The sequence below is a fragment of the Imbroritus primus genome, assembly GCF_964332355.1.
In the GTDB taxonomy this organism is placed as follows: Bacteria; Pseudomonadota; Gammaproteobacteria; order Burkholderiales; family Burkholderiaceae; genus Imbroritus; species Imbroritus primus.
On sequence record NZ_OZ201293.1, the window covers coordinates 3,063,935 to 3,086,223 of the forward strand.

Below are 22,289 nucleotides of genomic sequence, written 5' to 3' on the forward strand. Positions count from 1 at the left end.
GCATGCTACCGGATCGGAGACAACCGCCGTATCATGTTTCCCAGCGGGTACACGTCCCCCCGGATGCACAGCGCGGACAGTGTCCTGCCCTCTACTCGGGATCACGACACCATGCTCTCCTTGACCTGCCTCGGCGGCGCCGGCACTGTCACCGGCTCCAAGCATCTCCTGACCTGCGGTGACACCCGCATCCTCGTCGACTGCGGCCTCTTCCAGGGATTGAAGAACCTGCGCGAGCTCAACTGGCAGCCACTCGCCATTCCACCGCGCGACATCGATGCGGTGGTGCTGACCCACGCCCACCTCGATCACTGCGGTTACCTCCCGCGCCTGGTGCTCGATGGCTTTCGTGGCAAGATCTTTGCCACCCCGGCCACGCGCGATGTCGCCGAGCTGATTCTGCTCGACAGCGCCTGGCTGCAGGAAAAGGACGCCGAATTTGCCAATCGCAAAGGCTTCTCCAAGCACAAGCCCGCCCTTCCGCTATATACAGTGCCGGACGCCGAACGCGCGCTGAAGCAATTCCGGCCCGCCCCGTTCCATCAGGAGATCGAACTGCCGGGCGGCGCGACCCTCCTGCTGCGGCGTGCCGGCCATATTCTGGGAGCCGCTACCGCGCAGATCGACATCGGCGGCAAGCGTATCGTATTTTCCGGCGATCTCGGGCGCTATGACGATCAGGTAATGCACGACCCGGAAGCCGTGCCCGATGCCGACTACGTGGTTATCGAATCCACCTACGGCAATCGCCAACATGATCGCGCGGACCCCGTCGAGGCACTGGGCGGCATCATCGAACGCACCGTACAACGTGGCGGCACCATCGTCATCCCGGCCTTCGCCGTCGGCCGTGCCCAGTTGCTGATCCATAGCCTGTGGCTGCTGCGCCAGCGCGGCAGGCTGCGCAACGTTCCGATCTACCTCGACAGCCCGATGGCCACCAGTGCCACAGAACTCCTGCAAACGCACCAGCACGACCACAAGCTCGCCGCCCACGACTACGAAGCCGCCTGCGATGCCGTGACCTATGTGCGGGACGTCGAGGAATCGAAAGCGCTGTCGGCCAACCGTTACCCTAAGGTCATCATCTCGGCCAGCGGCATGGCCACCGGCGGACGCGTCCTGCACCACATTGCCGCGTACGCCTCGGATCACCGCAATACGCTGCTGTTCTCCGGCTTTCAGGCCGCCGGCACGCGCGGCCGCAAGTTGCTGGACGGTGCGCGCGAGGTGAAAATGTTTGGCCAGTGGATTCGTGTCAACGCCGAAGTCGCAGAGCTCCCCATGCTCTCCGCCCATGCCGACAGCGACGAGCTGATGCGCTGGCTCGCCGGCTTTACCAAAGCACCGCAACGCGTGTTCATCGTGCATGGCGAACCGGAGGCGTCGGAGGCGCTGCGCGAGCGGATTTTGCGGGAGTTGGGGTGGGAAGCGTCGGTGCCGTTGCAGGGGCGGGAATTACACCTATAAGTCGCTTGAAGCGACGGAATCCGCCAGAGCGCGGAGATCCGGGAATCATGACTGCATCCCCGCAGATCGCTCGAGGCGCGCCACACTCTGGGCTCTTCGCGCCAAGCAATGGATGTACGGTAATATGCGAAATGCTCCCTCAAACTCCATCCTCGTCCGCACCGTGCAAAGGCTGCCAGGATCGTCCGCCGTTTCAACTGGCATTTAGCATGGCTTTTCAGCCGATCGTGGATGTCCGCAACCGCGAGATTTTTGCCTACGAGGCCTTGGTGCGTGGCATCGATGGCTCTGGTGCTGCGGAGATTCTCAGCCAGATCAATGACGACAACCGTTACCAGTTTGATCAGACTTGCCGGGTCAAGGCTGTCAGTCTGGCCGCTCAACTGGGCATTGACAGCTACGTCAGCATTAATTTTCTGCCGAATGCCGTCTACGAGCCTGCCGCCTGCATCCGAACGACGCTCGAAGCTGCGCAGCAGCACAGGTTCCCAACGAGCCAGCTGATTTTTGAGATCACGGAGAATGAGCGCGTGGTCGACAAGGACCACCTCAAACGCATCATGCAGGAATATCGGCGGCGTGGCTTCAAGACAGCCATCGACGATTTTGGCGCCGGCTATTCCGGGCTTAACCTGCTAGCCGACTTCCAGCCGGACATCATCAAGCTGGATATGGCATTGGTGCGCCAGATTGATACCAGTCCCGTACGCCATGCCATCGTACAAGGCATCCTGGGGGTGTGCCAGGCGCTGTCGATCGACGTAATCGCCGAGGGCGTCGAGACGCACGCCGAATACCGTTCGCTGCGTGCGTTAGGGGTGCACTATTTCCAGGGTTATTTGTTCGCACGACCCGCCTTCGAGCAGCTTCCCACGGTGAGCTGGCCAGCAGACTGAAAGGCCTCAGGGCGCCACAGCCACCTGGTTACGACCGCTCTGCTTTGCCAGGTAGAGCGCCTGGTCCGTGCGGCGCAATAGTTCAGTGCTGTCTTCAGGCTGCCGCCATGTAGCGACGCCAAGCGACATGGTGACGCGCCCCACGATGGCGTCTTCATGCGCCGCCAAGGCTGTGCGAATATGTTCGGCCAGCTCCTGCGCGGCATCTCGCGGACAACCCGGTAGCACGATCAGGAACTCTTCTCCACCCCAGCGTGCGATGGCATCGTCACTGCGCACCGATGCGCTTAGCAACTTTGCGCAATGTTGCAGTATCCGGTCGCCTACCTCATGACCAAAACGATCATTAATCTGCTTGAACTCATCGATGTCTCCCATGATCAGAGAATAAACTCGATGTTCAGCCTGGGCCGCCTGCTGACACAGTTGTAGCTGCTTTTCCCCCGCGCGGCGATTAAGAAGGCCGGTCAAGGCATCGTGGTGGGCCTGTTGACGCAACTCTCTAGTCCGCGCGATCAGCTCTGTCACATCCCTGCCAACGCTGACGTAGTGCTGGACGACGCCCGTCTGGTCTTTCAGCGGCGTGATGGTCTGCGCGATATGGTAAAGCCGCCCATCCTTGTGGCGGCTGGCAAAGGTAGCCTGGAAACTCTCCCCGTGTCCCAACGCGTCGCGCAGCTGCTGATAGAAGGCCGGTGGATGCTGTCCAGACTGCAGAAAGCGTGGGGCACACCCCAGCACTTCGGCACTGCTGTAGCCGGTCAGATGTTCAAAGGCCTGATTGACGAAGAGGATATTGGCCTGCTGGTCTGCAATCAATACGGCATCCGGGGTAGCGTCCAGTGCCCGGGCCAGCAACGCTTGGCGCTGCTCCGCCCGCACCTTTGCGGTGATGTCCCGTTGTACCGAAACAAAGGCCTGAATCTTCCCCTGCGCATCGAGCACAGGAGAGATGTTCCACTCCACCAGGTAGGTACTGCCGTCCTTTCGGTAATTGAATGTCGAACCCTGAAAATACTGGCCGCTATACAGACAGTCACGCAGGGTCGCCAGTACGTCTCGATCTGTCAGCGGTCCCTGCAACATACGTGGAGATTTGCCGAGTAACTCCGCAGCTGTATAACCGGTCATGACACAGAACGCCGGATTGCAGTACACGATGAGAGGACCATCGCCCTCGAGCACAGCACTCGTGATGACCACAGCATTGAACGCCTGCGTCACCGCAGCCTCCAGCAAGCCTAGCTGATCGGGTGCATGGGCGGGGACAGGCAAAACGGAAGAGGTCACTAGAGGTAGCCGCACGGCACAGTGCCGTAGTAGAGAGGGTCGCCAGGCGACAAAGCTGCCTCGCATTCGGCGCCGCGCGTCGGCAGACAACCGCACCGATGCGCACTGCCATGGATGCGCCGGACTCTAAGGAAATCCAAGACCCCCGAGCACGCGGCGTCTAGGGATTCCAGGATTCCAACGGAACATGTCAGAACAGATTGTGGTGGCGTAGTTCAACAAGAAACGAAACCCGCGGTCTCTGCGGGCTTCGTCCCCGGTCGGAAACCGCGCGACCTTCGCGCGATTCCGGGGAAGGATTTCGCGCCCCCGCGTATGCCCACGGCCGGAAGTTTCGAGAGGCCGATTGGCACTCGCAGTCGCCGCCAATGCCGGACACTTCCGAGCCTGCAACTTGGCTTCCTTCGCATTCGTCGCCGTAATGCCCAGCACGAACGACGAAAGGAGCCCATGTTGACCGAACCCGCTTTCACCGAAACCGAGCTGGCACTACGCTGGAACGTCAGCGCCGCGACCCTTCAACGCTGGCGCAGCGATGGCGTCGGCCCACCATACATCAAGCTCTCCAAGGCCATCCGCTATCCGGTGGATGAAATTGTCGCCTATGAACAGGCGAGCCGTCAGGGAATGCCCGCCGACGCAGCCCTGCCGCCATTGATCGCCGACCCGCCGGTCGTCGAACCTCCCGCGCCCGCTGCATCGGAGTCAAAGCGGTACTACCTGAACGAGGCCTTCGCGCTCATCGCGCAGTACGGCAGCCTTGCAGCGGCTGAGGCCGCCCTGACGGAGGCGCACGATGAAACCCAAGGCTGACGCCACTGCCCGTCGCGCCGGCTCCGCCGGCCCTGATGAACCGCCCATCAAGTATCCTGTGCTTAACGAAACGCAGCTGTGCTCGAGGTGGAACCTCTCGCCCAAGACGCTGCAACGCTGGCGCTCGGAAGGCATCGGCCCGCCCGCATGGCACATCAACAGGTCTGTCCGCTACCTCCTGATGGAAGTCGAGGCCTTCGAGCGCAAGGCGCGGGTGACATGGAAATCCAGTGCGGGACGCGCCCTGTCCGAATCTTCGCCCACAGCGCGTGAAGACGCCATCGAGCAGATGATGCAGCAGCGGCCCGCTCGGCGTGACCAGATTTTCTACTCGTGCAAGGCCGTGGCCGACATCACTGGACTACCTGTCTACTGGTTTCAACAGGATCAGGAACGCCAGCGACGTGGCATTCCTTGCTACATCCTAACCAGCGGTGGCGTCATCCGTTTCAGTATCGAAGAAGTCTTCTGCTGGGAGGTGCACCACCTGCGTCCGTGCCGCAGCGATGCGGGCACGTCCGTCGATGCACTTCAGTCCGCCAGCTCGTAGCCGGTGCTGCGCCCGCCGCCCGGTGATTTTTTCAACACGCCTTGGTCCAGCAACTGCGTGATGTCGCGCAGCGCGGTGTCTGGCGAGCACTTGGCGATGGCGGCCCACTTGCTGCTCGTGAGCTTGCCCTCGAAGCCGTCGAGCAGGCGGTTGAGCAGTTTCACTTGCCGCTCGTTCAACGACAGGCCCGCCCAGCGTTGCCAGAAGCGTGCTTTGACTAGCACGGCGTCCAGCGTGGACTGCGCGCTGGCGACCGCGCGCCCGAGTGTGCCGAGAAACCACGACAGCCAGCCGGTGGCGTCGAGCGTGCCCTTCTGCGTGCGCTCCAGCACGTCATAGTAGTCGCGGCGCTCGCGCTGGATCTGGGCCGACAGGCTGTAGAAGCGTTGCGGGCTGCCATCGGCGCGCGCCAGGAACAGGTCGCCCACGGCGCGGGCGATGCGGCCGTTGCCGTCGTCGAAGGGGTGCAGCGTCACGAACCACAGATGCGCCAGCCCGGCCTTGATGAGTGCGGGCTCGCCCGTTTCCTCGTTGGCCCATGCCAAAAACCGCGCCGTCTCGGTGGGCAGCACGTCGGCGGGCGGTGCCTGGAAGTGAACCTTGCGCCGCCCCACCGGACCGGAAACCACCTGCATCGGCCCGGCCGCATCGTCGCGCCAATGCCCCACGGTGAGCCTGTTCATGCCCGAGTACCCGGTTGGGAACAGGGCCGCGTGCCAGCCGAACAGGCGCTCGGCGGTCAGTGGGAAGGCGGCGCGCGAAGTAGCGTCGAGCACCATCTCCACGACGCCTTCGATGTGCCGATCCACCGGGGCGACCGCGCCAATGTCCACGCCCAGACGGCGAGCAATCGAGGAACGCACCGATTCGACGTTCAGCACTTCCCCTTCGATTTCGCTGGTCTTGACCACGTCCTCGGTCAGCGCGGCGAGGCTGGCCTGATCGCGCAGCGTCATGCCCACGTCGGCCAGACGGCCCAGCAGCACGCCCTGGGCGCGGCTGACCTCGGTCAACGGCCCAGTGAGCACCGACAGGTCGTAGCGCCAGTTGGGCCAGTCTTCGGCCTGCCAGATGTAGAGTTTTTCTCCGCTGTCCATGCGGAGATTAAACACCTTATTCGCCGCAAAGGCAAGAGATTAACCGCACAAAGTGCGGAGAATGAAGATGCCAATCGCCGCATCGGTCGAGCGCGTCGTGCCAGATGTTCCTGATTCTCAACGTGATGCGTCCCAGCATGGAAGTGGTCGCCCACGGGTGACGTCGCTGCCGCCTTGGAGGCGTGGGATTCTCTTTGGTTTAAAAATTTGGTAGAATATTGGTCGTTTTAAACTAAACCCAAGGAGGCGTCATGATTGCAGATCGCATTCGTCAAGCACGATTGGCGGCAGGTCTGACCCTGGGTGCCTTGGGTGAACAGGTGGGTGTTTCTCACACCGCCATCCAGAAGTACGAGAAGGGTCTTCTGACCCCCTCATCGTCTCAGCTGCTCAAGCTGGCCCGTGCCTGCGGCATCCGGACCGAGTACTTCTTCCGCACGCATACAGTCGAACTGCTGCAGCCCGAGTTCCGCAAGCTCTCGACCTTTGGCAAGACGGCGCAGGATGCGCTGAAGATTAAGGTCGTCGAGTTGGTGGAAAAACGCGTGGAGTTGCTCGGTGCCTTTCCCGAACTACCGTTCCCGGCGTTTGCACCTCCCGCTAACCTGCCTGAACACGTCGCTTCGTTGGATGAGATCGACGGGTTCTCGGATACGGTTCGCAACGCTTGGCTGTTGGGCATGAACCCGATTGCTGACCTCACCGACACCCTCGAAGGGCTTGGCCTGCTGGTCATCGTGGTCGATGAAGGGAATCCTGGGTTCTCTGGCTTGACGGCCAAGGCGCGAACCGAAGATGGCCGGGAGTATCCGGTCGTGGCTGTCTCCAAGCGCTGGCCCGGTGATCGCCAACGGTTCACCCTTGCGCATGAACTGGGGCACCTGCTGCTCGAAGGACGACTGGCTGACGGCATCGACGAAGAGAAAGCCTGCGACCGTTTCGCTGGTGCATTCTTGGCCCCGCGTGTCGCAGTACTTCAGTTGCTCGGGGAGCAACGCCATGCGCTGGAATGGCAAGAGCTCTATGTGCTCAAACATGAATTTGGCCTATCGATGTCCGGATGGCTGCAGCGCGCCAAACAGTGTGGCGTGATCACCGAGGCCGCCCACCTTTCGATGGTCAAGCGGTTTTCGGCAAAGGGCTGGCGCAAGAACGAGCCGGGCGATCCGCTGCCGCAAGAGCATCCACGACTGTTTGATCAGTTGGTGTACCGCGCCTTGGCCGAACAATACATTTCGGAGGGCAAGGCGGCGGAACTGCTGGGCATCCCGATGATGCGCTTCCACAAAGAACGCCAGTTGGAGTCATCGGATGCGGTTGCTCATCAGTGATGCCAACATCTTGATCGACATGGAAGCAGGAGCGTTGATGGATACGCTCTTTCAGCTTCCGATGCAGTTCGGCATCCCCGACCTGCTGTACTACGAAGAAATTGAGCCAGGCAGCCCGGGCCTTGAAGACCTGGGCTTGCAGATCATGGAGGTCAGCGGCGACTTCGTAGCGTATGCCCAGCAATTGCCAGGCCAGCACAACCATCTGCTTCCGGCGAAAAACGGCCCCAAGCCCAGTCACAACGACTACTTGGCACTGGCGCTTGCGAAGCAGGAGGCCTGCACCCTGCTGACGGGCGACACCAATTTGCGGGTTGTCGCCAGCAAGGAGCAGGTCAACGTCATGGGCACCATCGGGCTGCTGTGCGCCATGATTGAAAACCAATTGCTGACGGTCGACGACGCCTTCAAGGCGCTCGACAGAATGAAGTTGGGCAAGCGTCGATTGCCCTGGCCAGAAGCCGAAAAGATGCTGAACGCGTTGCGTTGACCACCCCTTCATAAGGCAGCCGCTTCGTCCCCTTCGCCACGGTCAGTGGCGGTCTCCATACGGACCTTCCATGGAGACCACGATGACCACCCGACTTTGCGCGCACTGCGGCCACCCCTTCGAACCCCGCCCGCAAGTTCCCGACCAAGCCTTCTGTTCCGCACCCGACTGCCAACGCGCCCGTAAGCGCCGGTGGCAGCGGGCCAAGCTCCAGTCCGATCCCGACTACCGGATCAACCAGCGCGCCGCGCAGCAGGCGTGGTCGCAGCGCCATCAGGACTACTGGCGCAACTACCGCGATTCCCGGCCCGAATACGCACAACGCAACCGCGAGCAGCAGCGGTCGCGGGACCGGGGCCGAAACGGGGATCTTGCAAAGATGGACGCGTGCGACCTGCCGAGCGGCCTGTACCGCATCACGCTGCATCCGGCATTGCCGAGGGAAAACGGCGACTCGTGGGTCGTCGAGATCACGCCGGTCTGCGTGACGTGTCCGTGCAAGATGGACGTGTCAAGAGAGGACGTGATCGACGCCTCGTCGATTCGCCCGTAACTTTGCTTCCAAAACGGGTTCTCTCGAACATCCTGCATGGCAACGATTCCAACCGTGTGCGTTGCCGCCGTGCGGCGGCGGCGTGTCCATTGAAGGGGCGGCAGACCCGAGATCGCCAATCACGGAGTGACCGGGTCTATGCAATCGAACGAATCGCCTATAAGTCCGCCGGGGCCGGTGTTCCGCGCCGCGCAGTACGTGCGCATGTCCACCGAGCACCAGCAATACTCGACGGAGAACCAGGCCGACAAAATTCGCGAGTACGCCGCCCGGCGCAACATCGAGATCGTCCGCACCTACGCCGACGAGGGCAAGAGCGGTCTGCGCATCGACGGTCGGCAGGCGCTCCAGCAACTGATCGGCGACGTCCAGGCAGGCAAGGCCGACTTCCAGATCATCCTCGTCTACGACGTGAGCCGCTGGGGCCGGTTCCAGGACGCCGACGAAAGCGCCTACTACGAATACATCTGCCGCCGCGCCGGAATTCAGGTCGCCTACTGCGCCGAGCAGTTCGAGAACGACGGCTCGCCGGTGTCCACCATCGTCAAAGGCGTCAAACGTGCAATGGCGGGCGAATACAGCCGCGAGCTTTCGGCCAAGGTGTTCGCCGGACAGTGCCGCCTGATCGAACTCGGATTCCGCCAAGGCGGGCCAGCGGGCTACGGTCTGCGACGCGTGCTGATCGACCAGTCCGGTGCGGTGAAGGGGCAGCTTTCGCGTGGTGAGCACAAGAGCCTGCAAACCGACCGCGTGATCCTGCAGCCCGGCCCGGACGAGGAAGTGGCGGTCGTGAACCAGATCTACCGCTGGTTCGTCGAGGACGGCCTGTTCGAATCCGAGATCTCCGACCGGCTCAACACCCGCGGCATTCGGACCGACCTCGGGCGCGACTGGACGCGGGCCACGGTGCGCGAGGTGTTGTCCAACGAGAAATACATCGGCAACAACGTCTACAACAGGCGCTCCTTCAAGCTCAAGAAGGTGCGCGTGGTGAACCGCCCGGAGATGTGGATCAAGAAGGAAGGCGCGTTCGAGGGCATCGTGCCGCCCGAGCTGTTCTACACGGCGCAAGGCATCCTGCGCGAACGCGCCCACCGCTTCAGCAACGAGGAACTGATCGAGAAGCTGCGGCGGCTCTTCCAGCAGCACGGCTACCTGTCCGGCCTGATCATCGACGAGTCCGAGGGGATGCCGTCGGCGGCGGCCTACGCGCACCGCTTCGGCAGCCTGATCCGCGCCTACCAGACGGTGGGCTTCACGCCGGATCGGGACTACCAGTATCTGGAGGTCAACCAGTTCCTGCGCCGCCTCCACCCGGAGATCGTTGGCCAAACCGAGCGGATGATCGCCGATGTCGGCGGCGCGGTCGCGCGCGATCCGGCGACCGACCTGCTCACGGTCAACCGCGAGTTCACCGTCTCGCTGGTGCTCTCGCGCTGCCAGTTGCTGGACAACGACCGCCGCCGCTGGAAGGTGCGCTTCGATACCAGCCTGACGCCCGACATCACGGTCGCCGTGCGTCTGGATGACAGCAATCAGGCTGCGTTGGACTACTACTTGCTGCCGCGTTTGGACTTCGGCCAGCCGCGCATTCACCTGGCCGATCACAACGGCCTCGAATTCGAGAGCTACCGCTTCGACAGCCTGGACTACCTCTACGGCATGGCCGAGCGCAGCCGTCTGAGGAGAGTCGCATGAGCAAAATGCACCACGCCACCGAGCTGCAGATGATCCCGGTCGATCAGATCGCGGTGCTCAACCCACGCGACCGCAACGGCCGCGTGTTCGAGGAGATCGTCGGCAACATCAAGAACGTCGGTCTGAAGAAGCCGGTCACGGTCACGCCGCGCGACGATCTCGAAGACGGCAAACGCTACCTGCTGATCTGCGGTGAGGGACGGCTCAAGGCTTTCAAGTCGCTCGGCGAGAGAGAGATTCCGGCACTGGTGGTGCGGGTCAATGACGAAGACGCCTTCATCATGAGCCTGACCGAGAACATCGCCCGCAGGAAATACAGTGCGCTGGAACTGCTGATGAGCATCGAGCAGTTGAGCCAACAGGGCTACGACAAGCGCGTCATCGCCCAGAAGACCGGCCTGAGTCTCGACTACATCAAAGGTATCCTGCTCCTCTTCGAAAAGAGCGAGGAACGCCTGCTGGCCGCCGTCGAGGCCGGAAGGGTTCCGCTCAACGTCGCCATCACCATCGCGGGCGCAAGCGACGAAGAAGCGGTGCAGGCCGCGTTGCAGGACGCCTACGAAAGCGGCCAACTGCGCGGCGGGCAACTGATGCAGGCGCGTCGCGTGCTTCAGCGGCGCAGCAGCTTGGGCAAAACGCTGGCCCACCGGCCCACGCGCAAGGGAGCGTCCGTCACCACCTCCAGCCTGGTGCGCAACTACCAGCACGAGGTCGAGCGGCAGAAGCTGATGGTCAAGAAGGCCGAATTCACCCAGCAGCGCCTGCTGTTCGTGATCGAGGCGCTGCGCCAGTTGCTGGCCGACGAGCATTTCTCCAACCTGCTGCGCGCCGAAGGACTGGACACCTTGCCCAAGCAACTGGCCGAGCGCGTCTGGGCTGGAGGTCACGCGGCATGAGCCGCCCACCGCTGGGGTTCATCCCAGAACCGATCACGCTTGCGCTGGATCGGATTCTGCCGTCGCGCAAGACGCCGGAGGGCTTGAATACGTCGCGAAAGTTCAAGCAGATCATGGCCTCGATGGAAGCAGTCGGACTGATCGAACCCTTGAGCGTGGGCAAGGCCGATAAGGCCACCGGCCAGCACATCCTGCTCGACGGGCACATGCGCCTGCTGGCGCTGCGGCAGCTCGGCTACGTCGACGCACCGTGCCTGGTCGCTACCGACGACGAAAGCTACACCTACAACAACCGGATCAACCGCATCTCGTCCATTCAGGAGCACCACATGCTTCGGCGAGCAGTCGAGCGTGGCGTTTCGCCCGAGCGGCTGGCCAAGGCGCTGAACGTGGACATCAGCCAGATCCACAAGAAGGTGAGCCTGCTCGAAGGCATCTGCCCGGAGGTGGTCGAGATGCTGAAGGATCAGCACTTCTCTGCCAACCTCGGTTCGGTGCTGCGCAAACTCAAACCCACCCGGCAGGTCGAGTGCGTGGAGCTGATGCTCACTGCCAACAACATGACGGTCGCCTACGCCGAAGCCCTGCTTGCGGCCACGCCGCCGCACCTGCTGGTCAGCGAGAAGCGGCCTCGGAAGCTGCCCGGCGTCACGGCGGAACAGATGGTGAAGATGGAGCGCGAGATGGGAAACATCCAAGGGCAACTGAAGCTGGTCGAAAAGTCCTACGGTCAGGACGTGCTACTCCTGGTCCTGGCACGCGGCTACCTCGGCAAGCTGATCGACAACAAGGCGGTGTTCCGTTTTCTGTCGCAGCGCCAGCCTGACGTGCTGGCCGAGTTCGAGAACATCATCCAGACCGTGGCGCTGGACGGAAAGTGAATGCGACGGATCGGCGATGCTATTCACCGACCGCACGCCACATCACCGCCGGACGATGCCGATGACGGCGGAGAGGCGGCGATGGTCGCGCATCGCAATGCGCCCGTGGCCGATCCGGCGTGCCTGTATGGCCTGATCGGCGACGTGGCCCATGCCGGCAGCGAAGGCACGGAAACCAATGCAGTCGCCATCGCCGCCAACTTCATGGCCTATCTGTCCTGCGCGGTCGGGCGCGGCGTGTACCTGCCTGTCGGCAACACCCGCCACCACGCGCGGCTGTTCTGCTTGCATGTCGGGCGCTCGGACCGTGGCCGCAAGGGTGACGCGGTGTCGCTGGTGCTGCGCATCGATCAGGCGCTACGCGCGATGAACGAAGGCTTCGCGCCGCAGATTCATCGCGGCGGCCTGTCCAGCCGCGAAGGGTTGGTGGCGCTGATGCACGATGGTTATCGGCAAGGCCGACTAGAGGTGCCCGCCATCGAGGACAAGCGGCTGTGGGTGGTCGAATCCGAATTCGCCAACGTGCTGCATCAGGGACGGCGCGACGGCAACACGCTGTCGGCGGCGCTGCGCGATTGTTGGGATGGCGTCGATCTGAAGCCCGCCACCAAGTCGAACCGGCTTTACGCCAGCCAACCACACGTCTGCCTGAGCGGCGCGATCTCGCCCAGCGAACTGACGGGCCTGATGAGCGCCCGCGATCTCACCAACGGCTTCGCCAATCGCTTCCTGTTGATCTGGGCCGAGCGCACGCGGATGCTGCCCTTCCCGAAGGAGACGCCGCAGGCGGTGGTGGAGCATCTGGCGTGCAGGACGCTCGAGGTGTTGGCCTTCGTTCATGCCAATCGGCACGACCGTCGCGACCACCTGCGGATGGAGCTATCGCCGCAGGCGCAATGGCGCTATGCCCAGCTCTACCGGGGCGAACTGAACGACGATCTCGGCGACGGCGTCGTCGGCGCGTTGTTGGAGCGCCGTGCCCCGATGCTGCTACGGCTGGCGATGCTGATGGCGCTGACCGATCTGCAAACCCGCATCGATGCCCAGCACATCGACGCGGCGACGGCATGGATTCGCCACGCCACGGCGTCCGTGCGCTTCGTGTTCGTCAGCGCCGCCGAGGAGGCGAAGCTGGCGCAGGTGCTGGAAATGTCGAACCGCGTGCTGGCTTTCCTCCACGAGCGTGGCCAGGCCACGCGCAGCCAGATCAGCGCGGAGTGCTTCCGGGGCAAGGTGACCAAGGCGCGGATCGACGCCAGCCTGGAGCACCTGTTGGCCAGCACGCCGCCCAGGATCAGCGTGCAGTGGGTCGAGCGGCCTGCCGACACGCCGGGTACGCCAACGCGGGTGTACCGACTCGCGTAGTGGCGCGAAGCTCATTTCGCTCGTTTCGCTGCGCCGAACCGCCCGCAAGTGCTTGTCGGGCTTCTCATTTCGCTGATTTCGCTCTTTTCGCCAGCCCCTATTAAGTCGAACAATCAGTCGCTCTGCGGCGGGCTGGTAGCTGCCCCTTTAAAATCATCATCATTTTGCGATGCACTGAAGCTATTTATGCAACTGCTTGACGGATTGTTTTGATATGCGTATGCTACGCCAAACGATAGGAAAACTCCCGCAATCCATGTCCAGCGACCGACTCTCAGGAATGACCCAAGCGCAACGCGACCGACTCGCGTTCGTCGAGTTGCGTCTGCGCTTCGTGGGCGAAATCCGCCGACAGGACTTGGTCACGCGCTTCGACATCCAGGCGGCGGCGGCGACGCGGGACATCGCCCAATACAAGGAGATGGCGCCCGGCAACATGGAGTACGACCCCAAGGGCAAGGTCTATGTCCGCGCATCCTGGTTTCGGGCCTTGTTCGACTTCCCGGCCGAGCGCGTGCTCACGTGGTTGTCCCAGGGCTATGGCGACGGAGAACCGATCCGCTGGAAGGGTGTTGTGGCGCAGGAAGGCACCAGCCTGCCGGGCAAGATCGATCTGGAGCTGCTGTCCGTTCTGACGCGCGCCATCCATCAAGGCGCAGCCGTTGAGATTGCCTACCGCGCCCTGTCGAGCGGACTGACCACCCGCGAAATCGTGCCCTTCGCGCTGGCTGACAGCGGACTGCGTTGGCACGTCCGTGCCTTTGACCGGCGCAGCGGCGAGTTCCGGGATTTCGTGCTGGGCCGCCTCGATGACGCGCAACTCCTTTCCGGGCCGGTGGCTGACCACGAGAAGTCCGATCAGGACATCCAGTGGAACCGGATCACTGAGCTCGAGCTTGTGCCGCATCCGGCCAACGTGCAGCACCCCGACACCATCGAGGCCGAGTACGGCATGGAGGGCGGCGTGCTCAAGTTCCGCGCGCGTGCGGCGATGGCGGGTTACCTGCTGCGCCGCTGGAACGTGGACTGCACCGATGACCACAGCCTCAAGGGTGGCGAGTACCACCTGTGGCTCCGAAATCGCCAAGCGCTTTACGGCGTCACCAACCTGGTGCTCGCACCGGGCTACGGCGAACCGAGCAAGGAGTGGTGACCACGATGATCGCCAACGCCTGCAATCCCGCCGACCGCAACGACCGAAAGGAGTCACACCATGGCTAACCCCCCGGCCAACCACGGCAAGCAATGGACGCCTGCCGACGTTTCGCAGCTCAAGCAGCTCGCCAAGCAGAACACGCCCACGCGCGTCATCGGCCTCAAGATGGGCCGCACTGAGGACGCTGTGCGCAACAAGGCGAGCGAGAACGACGTCTCCCTCAAGCCCACGAACCAGTCGCCCTACAACCGGCGCAAGCCCTGAGGGCGGGCAAGCAAGAAGAATAAGGGGCGCACCGTGCTGAAGCTCGAACAGATCCAGAAGAACGCGGCCATCTCGGGATTGGAGCCCGGGCAGGTGGTCCGCATCGTCACGACCGAGCCGGTCGGCGACAACGCCCTCACCGTTTACTACAAGACTGCCGATGGCACGCTGCGCGAGCGAATGCTCTTCCGCACCGATGAAGCCAACCTGTCTTTGGCTGAGGCCGGCCGCCCTTGGGCGTTCGACGCGCCTGGCGAGGAGTTCAAGCTCGCCGCTGAAGCCTACCGGATCAACCTGGCCCACCTGTTCGATCCGATGATGGCGGTGCACACGTCGAACGTGGAGCCGTTGCCGCACCAGATCACGGCGGTCTATGAATCCATGCTGCCGCGCCAGCCGTTGCGCTACGTGCTGGCGGACGACCCCGGCGCGGGCAAGACCATCATGGCGGGCCTGTTCATCCGCGAACTGCTGATGCGCGCCGATGCCAAGCGTGTGCTTATCGTCGCGCCCGGTTCGCTGGTAGAGCAGTGGCAGGACGAAATGTTCGAGAAGTTTGGCCTCTCGTTCACGCTGTTCTCGCGCGAGCAGGTCGAGCAGTCCCGCAGCGGCAACCCCTTCGACGATATTGACCTGTTGGTCGCTCGTGTCGACCAGCTGGCCCGCGCTGAAGACCTGCAAGAAAAGCTCATGCTCACGCAGTGGGACTTGGTCGTGGTCGACGAAGCCCACAAGCTCTCGGCCAGCTACTTCGGCAACAAGGTCAACAAGACCAAGCGGTTCCTGCTCGGCGAAACGCTGGGTTCGATCACCCGCCACTTCCTGCTGATGACGGCCACGCCGCACAACGGCAAGGAAGAGGACTTCCAGCTTTTCATGTCGCTGCTGGACGCCGACCGCTTCTACGGCAAGTTCCGCGACGGCGCGCACAAGGTGGATGTGGCCGACCTGATGCGCCGCATGGTCAAGGAAGACCTGCTCAAGTTCGACGGCACGCCACTGTTCCCTGAGCGCCGCGCCTACACCGTCAACTACAAGCTCTCCGATCCGGAAGCCGCCCTGTATGCGGCGGTCACGGAGTACGTGAAGACCGAGTTTGCCAAAGCTGACCAGTTGGCCGACGGTGGCCGCAAGGGCACGGTCGGCTTCGCCCTGACCGCGCTGCAACGGCGGCTCGCCTCCAGCCCCGAGGCCATCTACCAATCGCTCAAGCGCCGCCGCAACAAGCTCAAGCGTCGTGTCGAAGACGAAAAACTGCGCCAGCGCGGCCAGTCGCTGGCCGAGACCGTTGCCCCTTTGAACGCCGGCGCGAATAGCGCAGGCAACGGCTCGCCCGAGGACATCTGGGATTCCGCCGACGATCTCTCGCCCGAAGCCTACGAGGACTTCGAGGAAGCTATTGTCGATCAGGCCACGGCGGCGCAGACCATCCAAGAACTCGAAGCCGAAATCATCATCCTCGAAGGACTGGAAGAGCAGGCCCGGCAGGTCGTGCATTCCGGCCAAGACCGCAAGTGGGACGAACTCTCCCGCCTGCTGCAAGACACCCCGGAGATGCACGACGACGCCGGGCGTCAGCGCAAGCTCATCATCTTCACCGAGCACCGCGACACGCTGAACTACCTCGCGGTCAAGATTCGCGGCTTGATCGGCAGCGAGGAAGCCGTGGTGATGATCCACGGCGGCGTCAAGCGCGAGGAACGGCGCAAGGTGCAGGAGCTGTTCCGCAACGACCCGGCCGCGCGCGTGCTGATCGCCACCGACGCGGCGGGCGAAGGCGTGAACCTGCAAAACGCCAACCTGATGGTCAACTACGACCTGCCGTGGAACCCCAACCGGCTGGAGCAACGCTTCGGCCGCATCCACCGCATCGGCCAGACCGAGGTCTGCCACCTCTGGAACATGGTCGCTTCCGAAACCCGCGAAGGCGACGTCTTCCAGCGCCTGTTCGAGAAGCTCGAAGTCGAGCGCGCGGCGCTCGGCGGGCGCGTGTTCGACATCCTCGGCGAGGTGTTCGAGGAGAAGAGCCTCAAGGACTTGCTGATCGAGGCCATTCGCTACGGTGCCGACCCCGAGGTGCGCGCCCGCCTGCTCAAGAAGGTCGAAGGCGCGCTCGACACCAATCACCTCGAAAACATCATCAAGCGCAATGCCCTGTGCGAAGAGGTAATGGACGAGAAGCGCCTGTTCGCCGTCAAGGAGGAAATGGAGAAGGCCGAGGCCCGCAAGCTCCAGCCCTTCTTCATCCGCGCCTTCTTCAACCAAGCCTTCGCGGCCTTGGGCGGCGAACTGCGGCCCCGCGAGCAGGGGCGCTATGAGATCACCAACGTCCCCGCCATCATCCGCGAGCGCGACCGCCAGATCACGGGCCGGGATCGCCGCAACGCTGACCCGGTGCTGCGCCGCTACGAGCGCGTCTGCTTCGAGAAGCAGTACGTGCGCCTCACCGACCGCGTGGGCGCGCCGATGGCCAGCCTCCTGCATCCGGGTCATCCCTTGATGCAGTCGGTCACCGACATCGTGCTGGAGCAGCATCGCAACAAGCTAAAGCAGGGCGCGGTGCTGGTCGATCCGAGCGACTTGGGGCTGGCGCCGAAGGTGATGTTCATCATCGACCACTCGGTCAAGGAAGGCGCTGACCCCAGCCGCGTCGCCTCGCGGCGCATGCAGTTCGTCGAGATCGACGCTTCGGGCCAGACCGTCAATGCCGGCTGGGCACCGCACCTGGACTTGGAGCCGCTCGCCGCTGGCGACATGGCGCTGATCCAAGACGTCCTGGCCTCACCGTGGATCGCCAAGGATCTGGAGCACGCGGCGCTCGCCCATGCGGGCAGCCACCTCGTGCCCGAGCACTTCGACGAAGTGCGGTCGCGGCGCGAGAAGTCCGTGGACAAGACCTTGGCCGCCGTCCACGAACGGCTGGTCAAGGAGATCAACTTCTGGTCAGACCGCTACATCAAGCTGCAAGACGATCTGGCCGCAGGCAAGGACGTGCGCCTGACGCTGGAGAACGTGCGGCGCACCATCGACGACCTGACGGTACGCCGCCAGTCGCGCGAGAAAGAACTGCTGGCCATGCGCCATGTGGTCTCGGCCACGCCGGTCGTGCTCGGCGGCGCGCTCGTAGTCCCGGCCGGGTTGCTGATGCAGCGCAAGGGGCAGACCGGCTGGACGGCGGACGCCGATGCGCGCGCCCGTGTCGAACAGATAGCCATGCGCGCGGTCATGGAGGCCGAGCGCGCACTCGGCCACGACGTCATCGACGTGTCGGCGCAGAAATGCGGCTGGGACGTGACCAGCCAGCCCAAGCCTGTGGATGGCCGCCTGACGACCACGCGCCACATCGAGGTGAAGGGCCGCGCCAAGGGCCAGTCCACGATCACAGTCACCCGCAACGAAATCCTCTACGGCCTGAACCAAGCGGACAAGTTCATCCTCGCCATCGTGCTGGTGGACGGGAACAAGCACGAAGGTCCGTTCTACGTGCGCCAGCCCTTCACGCAGGAGCCGGACTGGGCGGAAACCAGCAAGAACCTCGATCTGGGCCAGTTGCTGGCCAAGGCCGTCGCGCCGGGAGCCTCGTTGTGATGGTCGATCAGCACCACGACATCTTCGACTCGCTGACCCGCAACGCCTTCGATTTCCTGGAGCGCGGTATCGCGGAGTTCGACAAGACGCCCAAGTATTCCGTCATCCACTTCTGCGCGGCGGTGGAGATGCTGCTCAAGGCGCGACTGATGAAGGAGCACTGGTCGCTGATCGTCTCCAAGCCCGAGCAGGCCAACCTCGCCAAGTTCATGGCCGGGGACTTCATCTCGGTCACGCTGGAGGATTGCAGGGCGCGGATTCGTGATGTCGCGGGCGAGGACATCGGCGACGAAGCCTACGGCAGCTTCCGCGCGCTGGCGAACCATCGCAACAAGATGGTTCACTTCTTCCACAACGGGCTGGAAAACGACGAAAAGGCCAAGGCGCAGATCGTCGCCGAGCATTGCCGCTCGTGGTTTCATCTGCACCGCCTGTTGAACCGGTGGAACAGCTACTTCCACGACTTCAGCGGCGAAATCGCTCACGCGGATCGGGCGATGAAGGGCCACCGGCAATACTTGGCCGCTAAGTTCAAGGCGCTTGCCCCGGAATTGGACGCCGTTCGCAATGCGGGTGGCAAACCGAAAGCATGCAGCGCCTGCGGCTTCAAGGCCGCCATACCGGACGCCCTTGACGATCAGATCGCGTCGCTGCGCTGTCTGGTGTGCGATCACACCGAAACGCAGGTCGAACTCGAATGCCCGCATTGCGGCGAACCCATCGTCATTGCGACCGAGGGCTACGCGACGTGCGAGCACTGCGAGGAACGCATCGAGCCTGAGCATCTGGTGGATGCCTTGACCAAAGACGTGGTCGGCACGAAGGACTACTTCGAGACCGGGTTGCCTGCCAACTGCGGTAATTGCGAGGGCTACCACACCGTCGTCGAGCGTGGCGGCCACTACTTCTGCACGAACTGCTTCGACATCTTCGATGACATCGAGCAGTGCCAGTGGTGCAACGAATACAACACCGGCGATATGGAACACAGTTACTCAGTCGGCTGTAGCCAATGCGATGGCAAGGTCGGCTGGGAGAAGGACGACTAAATGAACAACAACATCAAAACACCCAAGAAGCTAATCGAAGTCGCCCTGCCGCTCGATGCCATCAATGTCGCCGCTGCCCGCGAGAAAAGCATCCGCCACGGCCACCCCAGCACGCTGCACCTGTGGTGGGCGCGGCGTCCGCTGGCGGCGGCGCGGGCAGTCATCTTCGCGCAGATGGTCAACGACCCCGGCTACCAGCAAGGCGGCGGGTTCCGCTACGGCGTCAACAAGGAAAAGGCGCAGGCCGAGCGCGAGCGGTTGTTCAAAATCATCGAAGACCTGGTGCAGTGGGAGAACACCAACAACGAGGAAGTGCTGGAGCGCGCCCGCGCCGAAATCCGCCGCTCGTGGCGTGAGGTCTGCGAACTGAACAAGGGCCACCCCCAGGCCGCCGAACTGTTCAACCCCGACAAGCTTCCTGCCTTTCACGACCCCTTCGCGGGCGGCGGCGCGCTGCCGCTTGAGGCGCAGCGTCTGGGCTTGGAGAGCTACGCCTCCGACCTCAACCCCGTGGCCGTCACCATCAACAAGGCCATGATCGAAATCCCGCCGCGCTTCGCGGGCCGCGCGCCGGTGGGGCCTCGCGTGCCGGACGACAAGCAGGGCAAGCTGACAGAAGATTGGTCGGGCCCCAAAGGGCTGGCTGAAGACGTGCGCCGCTACGGCGCATGGATGCGGACTGAGGCCGAGAAGCGCATCGGCCATCTATACCCGCAGGTGGAAATCACCGCCGAGATCGTGAAGGAGCGGCCCGACCTCAAGCCGCTGCTGGGCGAGAAACTTACCGTCATCGCATGGCTGTGGGCGCGCACGGTAAAGAGCCCCAACCCGGCGTTCAGTCATGTGGATGTGCCGCTGGCTTCGACCTTCATCCTCTCCAGCAAGGCGGGCAAGGAAAGCTATGTGCAGCCTGTGGTTGAGGGTGGCAAGTACCGCTTCACGGTGAAGGTAGGCGAGCCTCCGGAAGAAGCGAAGGAAGGAACCAAGGCTGCCGGCCGTGGCGCGAACTTCCGCTGCGTGCTCTCGGACACACCGATTGGCGGCGACTACATCAAGGCCGAGGGGCAGGCGGGACGCATGGGCGAGAGATTGATGGCCATCGCCGCCGAAGGCGCGCGAGGCCGGATCTATTTGGCTCCGACCCAAGAGCATGAAGATGCGGCCCTGCAAGCGCAGCCAAGCTGGAAGCCCTCCGGAGATGTTCCTGCTCGACTCACAGGCGGTACGTGCGTGCCCTATGGCCTGTCCGAATGGGGTGACCTCTTCACCCCGCGCCAACTGGTGGCGCTGACCACCTTCTCCGATCTGGTAGGCGAAACGATTTCCAAGGTCAAGGCCGACGCGTTGGCGGCTGGAATGGCTGACGACGGCCGTAGCCTCGATGAGGGAGGTTCTGGCGCGACGGCGTATGCACAGGCAATTGGGGTGTATGTGGCGTTTGCGATTAGCCGAACCGCAGATCGTGGCTCGACCATTTGCTCGTGGGACAGTAGCCCGAAGATGGAGGCGCTACGCAACACGTTTGGACGGCAGGCCATCCCGATGACGTGGGACTTTGCGGAAGGAAACCCCTTCTCGGAATCCAGCGGAAACTGGATGTTCAATATTGAGTGGGGCGTGAAAGCAGTTCAACTGTTCCCTGCCAGAGCAGGGGGAAGTGTTGTTCAACAGGACGCGCAGACACAAACGACCAGCAAGAACAAGCTTGTTTCTACAGATCCCCCCTACTACGACAACATTGGCTACGCCGATCTATCGGACTTCTTTTATGTCTGGCTGCGCCGCTCGCTGAAACCTATTTACCCGAGTCTGTTCGCCACGCTGGCTGTGCCCAAGGCCGAAGAACTGGTTGCCGCGTCCTATCGTCACGGGAGCAAGGAGCAAGCGGAAAGCTTCTTCCTTGATGGTATGACTGAGGCACTGCACAACTTGGCACGGCAGGCGCATCCGGCTTTTCCCGTCACCATCTACTACGCCTTCAAACAGTCCGAGACCAAGGACCTAGCTGGCACTTCCAGTACGGGGTGGGAAACTTTCCTCGAAGCCGTGCTCAAGGCCGGTTTCGCGCTGACTGGCACTTGGCCCATGCGCACCGAACTGGGCAACCGCATGATCGGTTCCGGGACCAACGCGCTGGCTTCCAGCATCATCCTCGTCTGCCGCCAGCGCCCCACCGATGCACCCACGGTTTCGCGCCGCGAGTTCATCCGCGAACTCAATGCCACGCTGCCCGAGGCGCTGGACGAAATGACGCGCGGCGGCGTCAATTCGCCCGTTGCGCCGGTGGACTTGTCGCAAGCCATCATCGGGCCCGGCATGGCGATCTTCAGCCAGTACGCCACAGTGCTGGAAGCCGACGGCACGCCTATGAACGTGCGCACCGCGCTTCAACTGATCAACCGCTTCCTTGCCGAGGACGACTTCGACCACGACACGCAGTTCTGCCTGCACTGGTTCGAGCAGCAAGGCTGGGCCACCGGCAAGTATGGCGATGCCGATGTGCTGGCCCGCGCCAAGGGCACCAGCGTCGGTGGCCTGCAAGCCAGCGGCGTGGTGGATTCGAGCAAGGGCGAACTTCGCCTGCTCAAGTGGGCGGAAATGCCGCGTGACTGGCAGCCGGAGAAGGACGTGCGCCTCCCGGTGTGGGAGGCGCTGCACCAACTGATCCGAGCACTGAATCAAGACGGCGAATTCGGTGCTGGTGCGCTGCTCGCCCGTATGCCCGCCCGCGCCGAACCCATCCGTGCTCTGGCTTACCGCCTCTACACCCTGTGCGAACGCAAAGGCTGGGCCGAGGAAGCCCGTGCCTACAACGAACTCGTCACCGCGTGGAGCGCCATCGAACAGGCCGCTGGCGAGGCGGGCGTGCTCGGCTCGCAAGCTCAACTGGACATCTGAGGGG

Annotated in this window: 18 protein-coding genes; 16 read left to right on the forward strand and 2 right to left on the reverse strand. The window is 63.1% G+C overall.

Annotated features, from left to right (window positions below):
- Window positions 1-111: 111 nt before the first annotated feature.
- On the forward strand, window positions 112-1,470 hold the full coding sequence (locus ACQ3C8_RS14145) for an MBL fold metallo-hydrolase RNA specificity domain-containing protein (protein ID WP_428853094.1): 1,359 nt from the start codon (window positions 112-114) through the stop codon (window positions 1,468-1,470).
- A 209-nt stretch (window positions 1,471-1,679) separates the two neighbouring features.
- On the forward strand, window positions 1,680-2,366 hold the full coding sequence (locus ACQ3C8_RS14150) for an EAL domain-containing protein (RefSeq protein WP_428851897.1): 687 nt from the start codon (window positions 1,680-1,682) through the stop codon (window positions 2,364-2,366).
- Window positions 2,367-2,372: 6 nt separating this feature from the next.
- Here the strand turns inward: ACQ3C8_RS14150 and ACQ3C8_RS14155 are convergent, their stop codons facing one another.
- Window positions 2,373-3,656, reverse strand: a complete 1,284-nt coding sequence (locus tag ACQ3C8_RS14155) for a sensor domain-containing diguanylate cyclase (RefSeq protein ID WP_428851898.1) — start codon at window positions 3,654-3,656, stop codon at window positions 2,373-2,375.
- Between the two features lie 450 nt (window positions 3,657-4,106).
- On the opposite strand from ACQ3C8_RS14155, the gene ACQ3C8_RS14160 reads away from it, so the two are divergent.
- Both ACQ3C8_RS14160 and ACQ3C8_RS14165 read left to right on the forward strand, forming a co-directional pair.
- Complete coding sequence (locus ACQ3C8_RS14160) at window positions 4,107-4,469, forward strand: helix-turn-helix transcriptional regulator (RefSeq protein WP_087778990.1); 363 nt, start codon at window positions 4,107-4,109, stop codon at window positions 4,467-4,469.
- Window positions 4,453-5,019, forward strand: a complete 567-nt coding sequence (locus ACQ3C8_RS14165; protein ID WP_198951288.1) for a helix-turn-helix domain-containing protein — start codon at window positions 4,453-4,455, stop codon at window positions 5,017-5,019. Before ACQ3C8_RS14160 ends, ACQ3C8_RS14165 begins: the two co-directional genes overlap by 17 nt.
- On the opposite strand, the gene ACQ3C8_RS14170 is transcribed toward ACQ3C8_RS14165, so the two are convergent.
- On the reverse strand, window positions 5,001-6,116 hold the full coding sequence (locus ACQ3C8_RS14170) for a Fic family protein (RefSeq protein WP_174782225.1): 1,116 nt from the start codon (window positions 6,114-6,116) through the stop codon (window positions 5,001-5,003). The two genes, ACQ3C8_RS14165 and ACQ3C8_RS14170, sit on opposite strands and share 19 nt — an antisense overlap.
- Window positions 6,117-6,367: 251 nt before the next feature.
- On the opposite strand from ACQ3C8_RS14170, the gene ACQ3C8_RS14175 reads away from it, so the two are divergent.
- The 12 genes from ACQ3C8_RS14175 to ACQ3C8_RS14230 all read left to right on the forward strand — a co-directional run bounded on the left by ACQ3C8_RS14175 (window position 6,368) and on the right by ACQ3C8_RS14230 (window position 22,285).
- Window positions 6,368-7,447 carry a helix-turn-helix domain-containing protein gene (locus ACQ3C8_RS14175; RefSeq protein WP_087778994.1) on the forward strand — a complete coding sequence of 360 codons (1,080 nt, stop codon included), beginning with the start codon at window positions 6,368-6,370 and terminating at the stop codon, window positions 7,445-7,447.
- Window positions 7,428-7,937, forward strand: a complete 510-nt coding sequence (locus ACQ3C8_RS14180) for a PIN domain-containing protein (RefSeq protein ID WP_261660797.1) — start codon at window positions 7,428-7,430, stop codon at window positions 7,935-7,937. The genes ACQ3C8_RS14175 and ACQ3C8_RS14180 overlap by 20 nt, the downstream gene beginning before the upstream one ends.
- An 82-nt stretch (window positions 7,938-8,019) precedes the next feature.
- Entirely contained in the window at window positions 8,020-8,490 is a 471-nt protein-coding gene (locus ACQ3C8_RS14185) for a hypothetical protein (RefSeq protein WP_428851899.1), read from the forward strand.
- 138 nt (window positions 8,491-8,628) lie between these two features.
- Entirely contained in the window at window positions 8,629-10,188 is a 1,560-nt protein-coding gene (locus ACQ3C8_RS14190) for a recombinase family protein (RefSeq protein ID WP_428851900.1), read from the forward strand.
- Entirely contained in the window at window positions 10,185-11,084 is a 900-nt protein-coding gene (locus ACQ3C8_RS14195) for a plasmid partitioning protein RepB C-terminal domain-containing protein (RefSeq protein ID WP_428851901.1), read from the forward strand. Before ACQ3C8_RS14190 ends, ACQ3C8_RS14195 begins: the two co-directional genes overlap by 4 nt.
- Complete coding sequence (locus ACQ3C8_RS14200) at window positions 11,081-11,965, forward strand: plasmid partitioning protein RepB C-terminal domain-containing protein (protein ID WP_428851902.1); 885 nt, start codon at window positions 11,081-11,083, stop codon at window positions 11,963-11,965. Before ACQ3C8_RS14195 ends, ACQ3C8_RS14200 begins: the two co-directional genes overlap by 4 nt.
- A complete protein-coding gene (locus ACQ3C8_RS14205; RefSeq protein WP_428851903.1) occupies window positions 11,966-13,330 on the forward strand; it encodes a hypothetical protein in 1,365 nt (454 codons plus the stop codon).
- A gap of 256 nt (window positions 13,331-13,586) precedes the next feature.
- A complete protein-coding gene (locus tag ACQ3C8_RS14210) occupies window positions 13,587-14,483 on the forward strand; it encodes a WYL domain-containing protein (protein WP_144832561.1) in 897 nt (298 codons plus the stop codon).
- Window positions 14,484-14,543: 60 nt separating this feature from the next.
- Window positions 14,544-14,750 (forward strand): hypothetical protein, encoded by a 207-nt coding sequence (locus tag ACQ3C8_RS14215; RefSeq protein ID WP_144832564.1) that lies wholly within the window; start codon window positions 14,544-14,546, stop codon window positions 14,748-14,750.
- Window positions 14,751-14,783: 33 nt separating this feature from the next.
- Window positions 14,784-18,338, forward strand: coding sequence for a helicase-related protein (locus tag ACQ3C8_RS14220; protein WP_144832566.1), 3,555 nt, complete (start codon window positions 14,784-14,786; stop codon window positions 18,336-18,338).
- On the forward strand, window positions 18,335-19,387 hold the full coding sequence (locus ACQ3C8_RS14225; RefSeq protein ID WP_428851904.1) for a hypothetical protein: 1,053 nt from the start codon (window positions 18,335-18,337) through the stop codon (window positions 19,385-19,387). Before ACQ3C8_RS14220 ends, ACQ3C8_RS14225 begins: the two co-directional genes overlap by 4 nt.
- The gene (locus ACQ3C8_RS14230) at window positions 19,388-22,285 is read left to right on the forward strand and encodes a DUF1156 domain-containing protein (protein WP_428851905.1); all 2,898 of its coding nucleotides are present in this window, start codon (window positions 19,388-19,390) and stop codon (window positions 22,283-22,285) included. It abuts the gene before it with no gap.
- Window positions 22,286-22,289 lie beyond the last annotated feature (4 nt).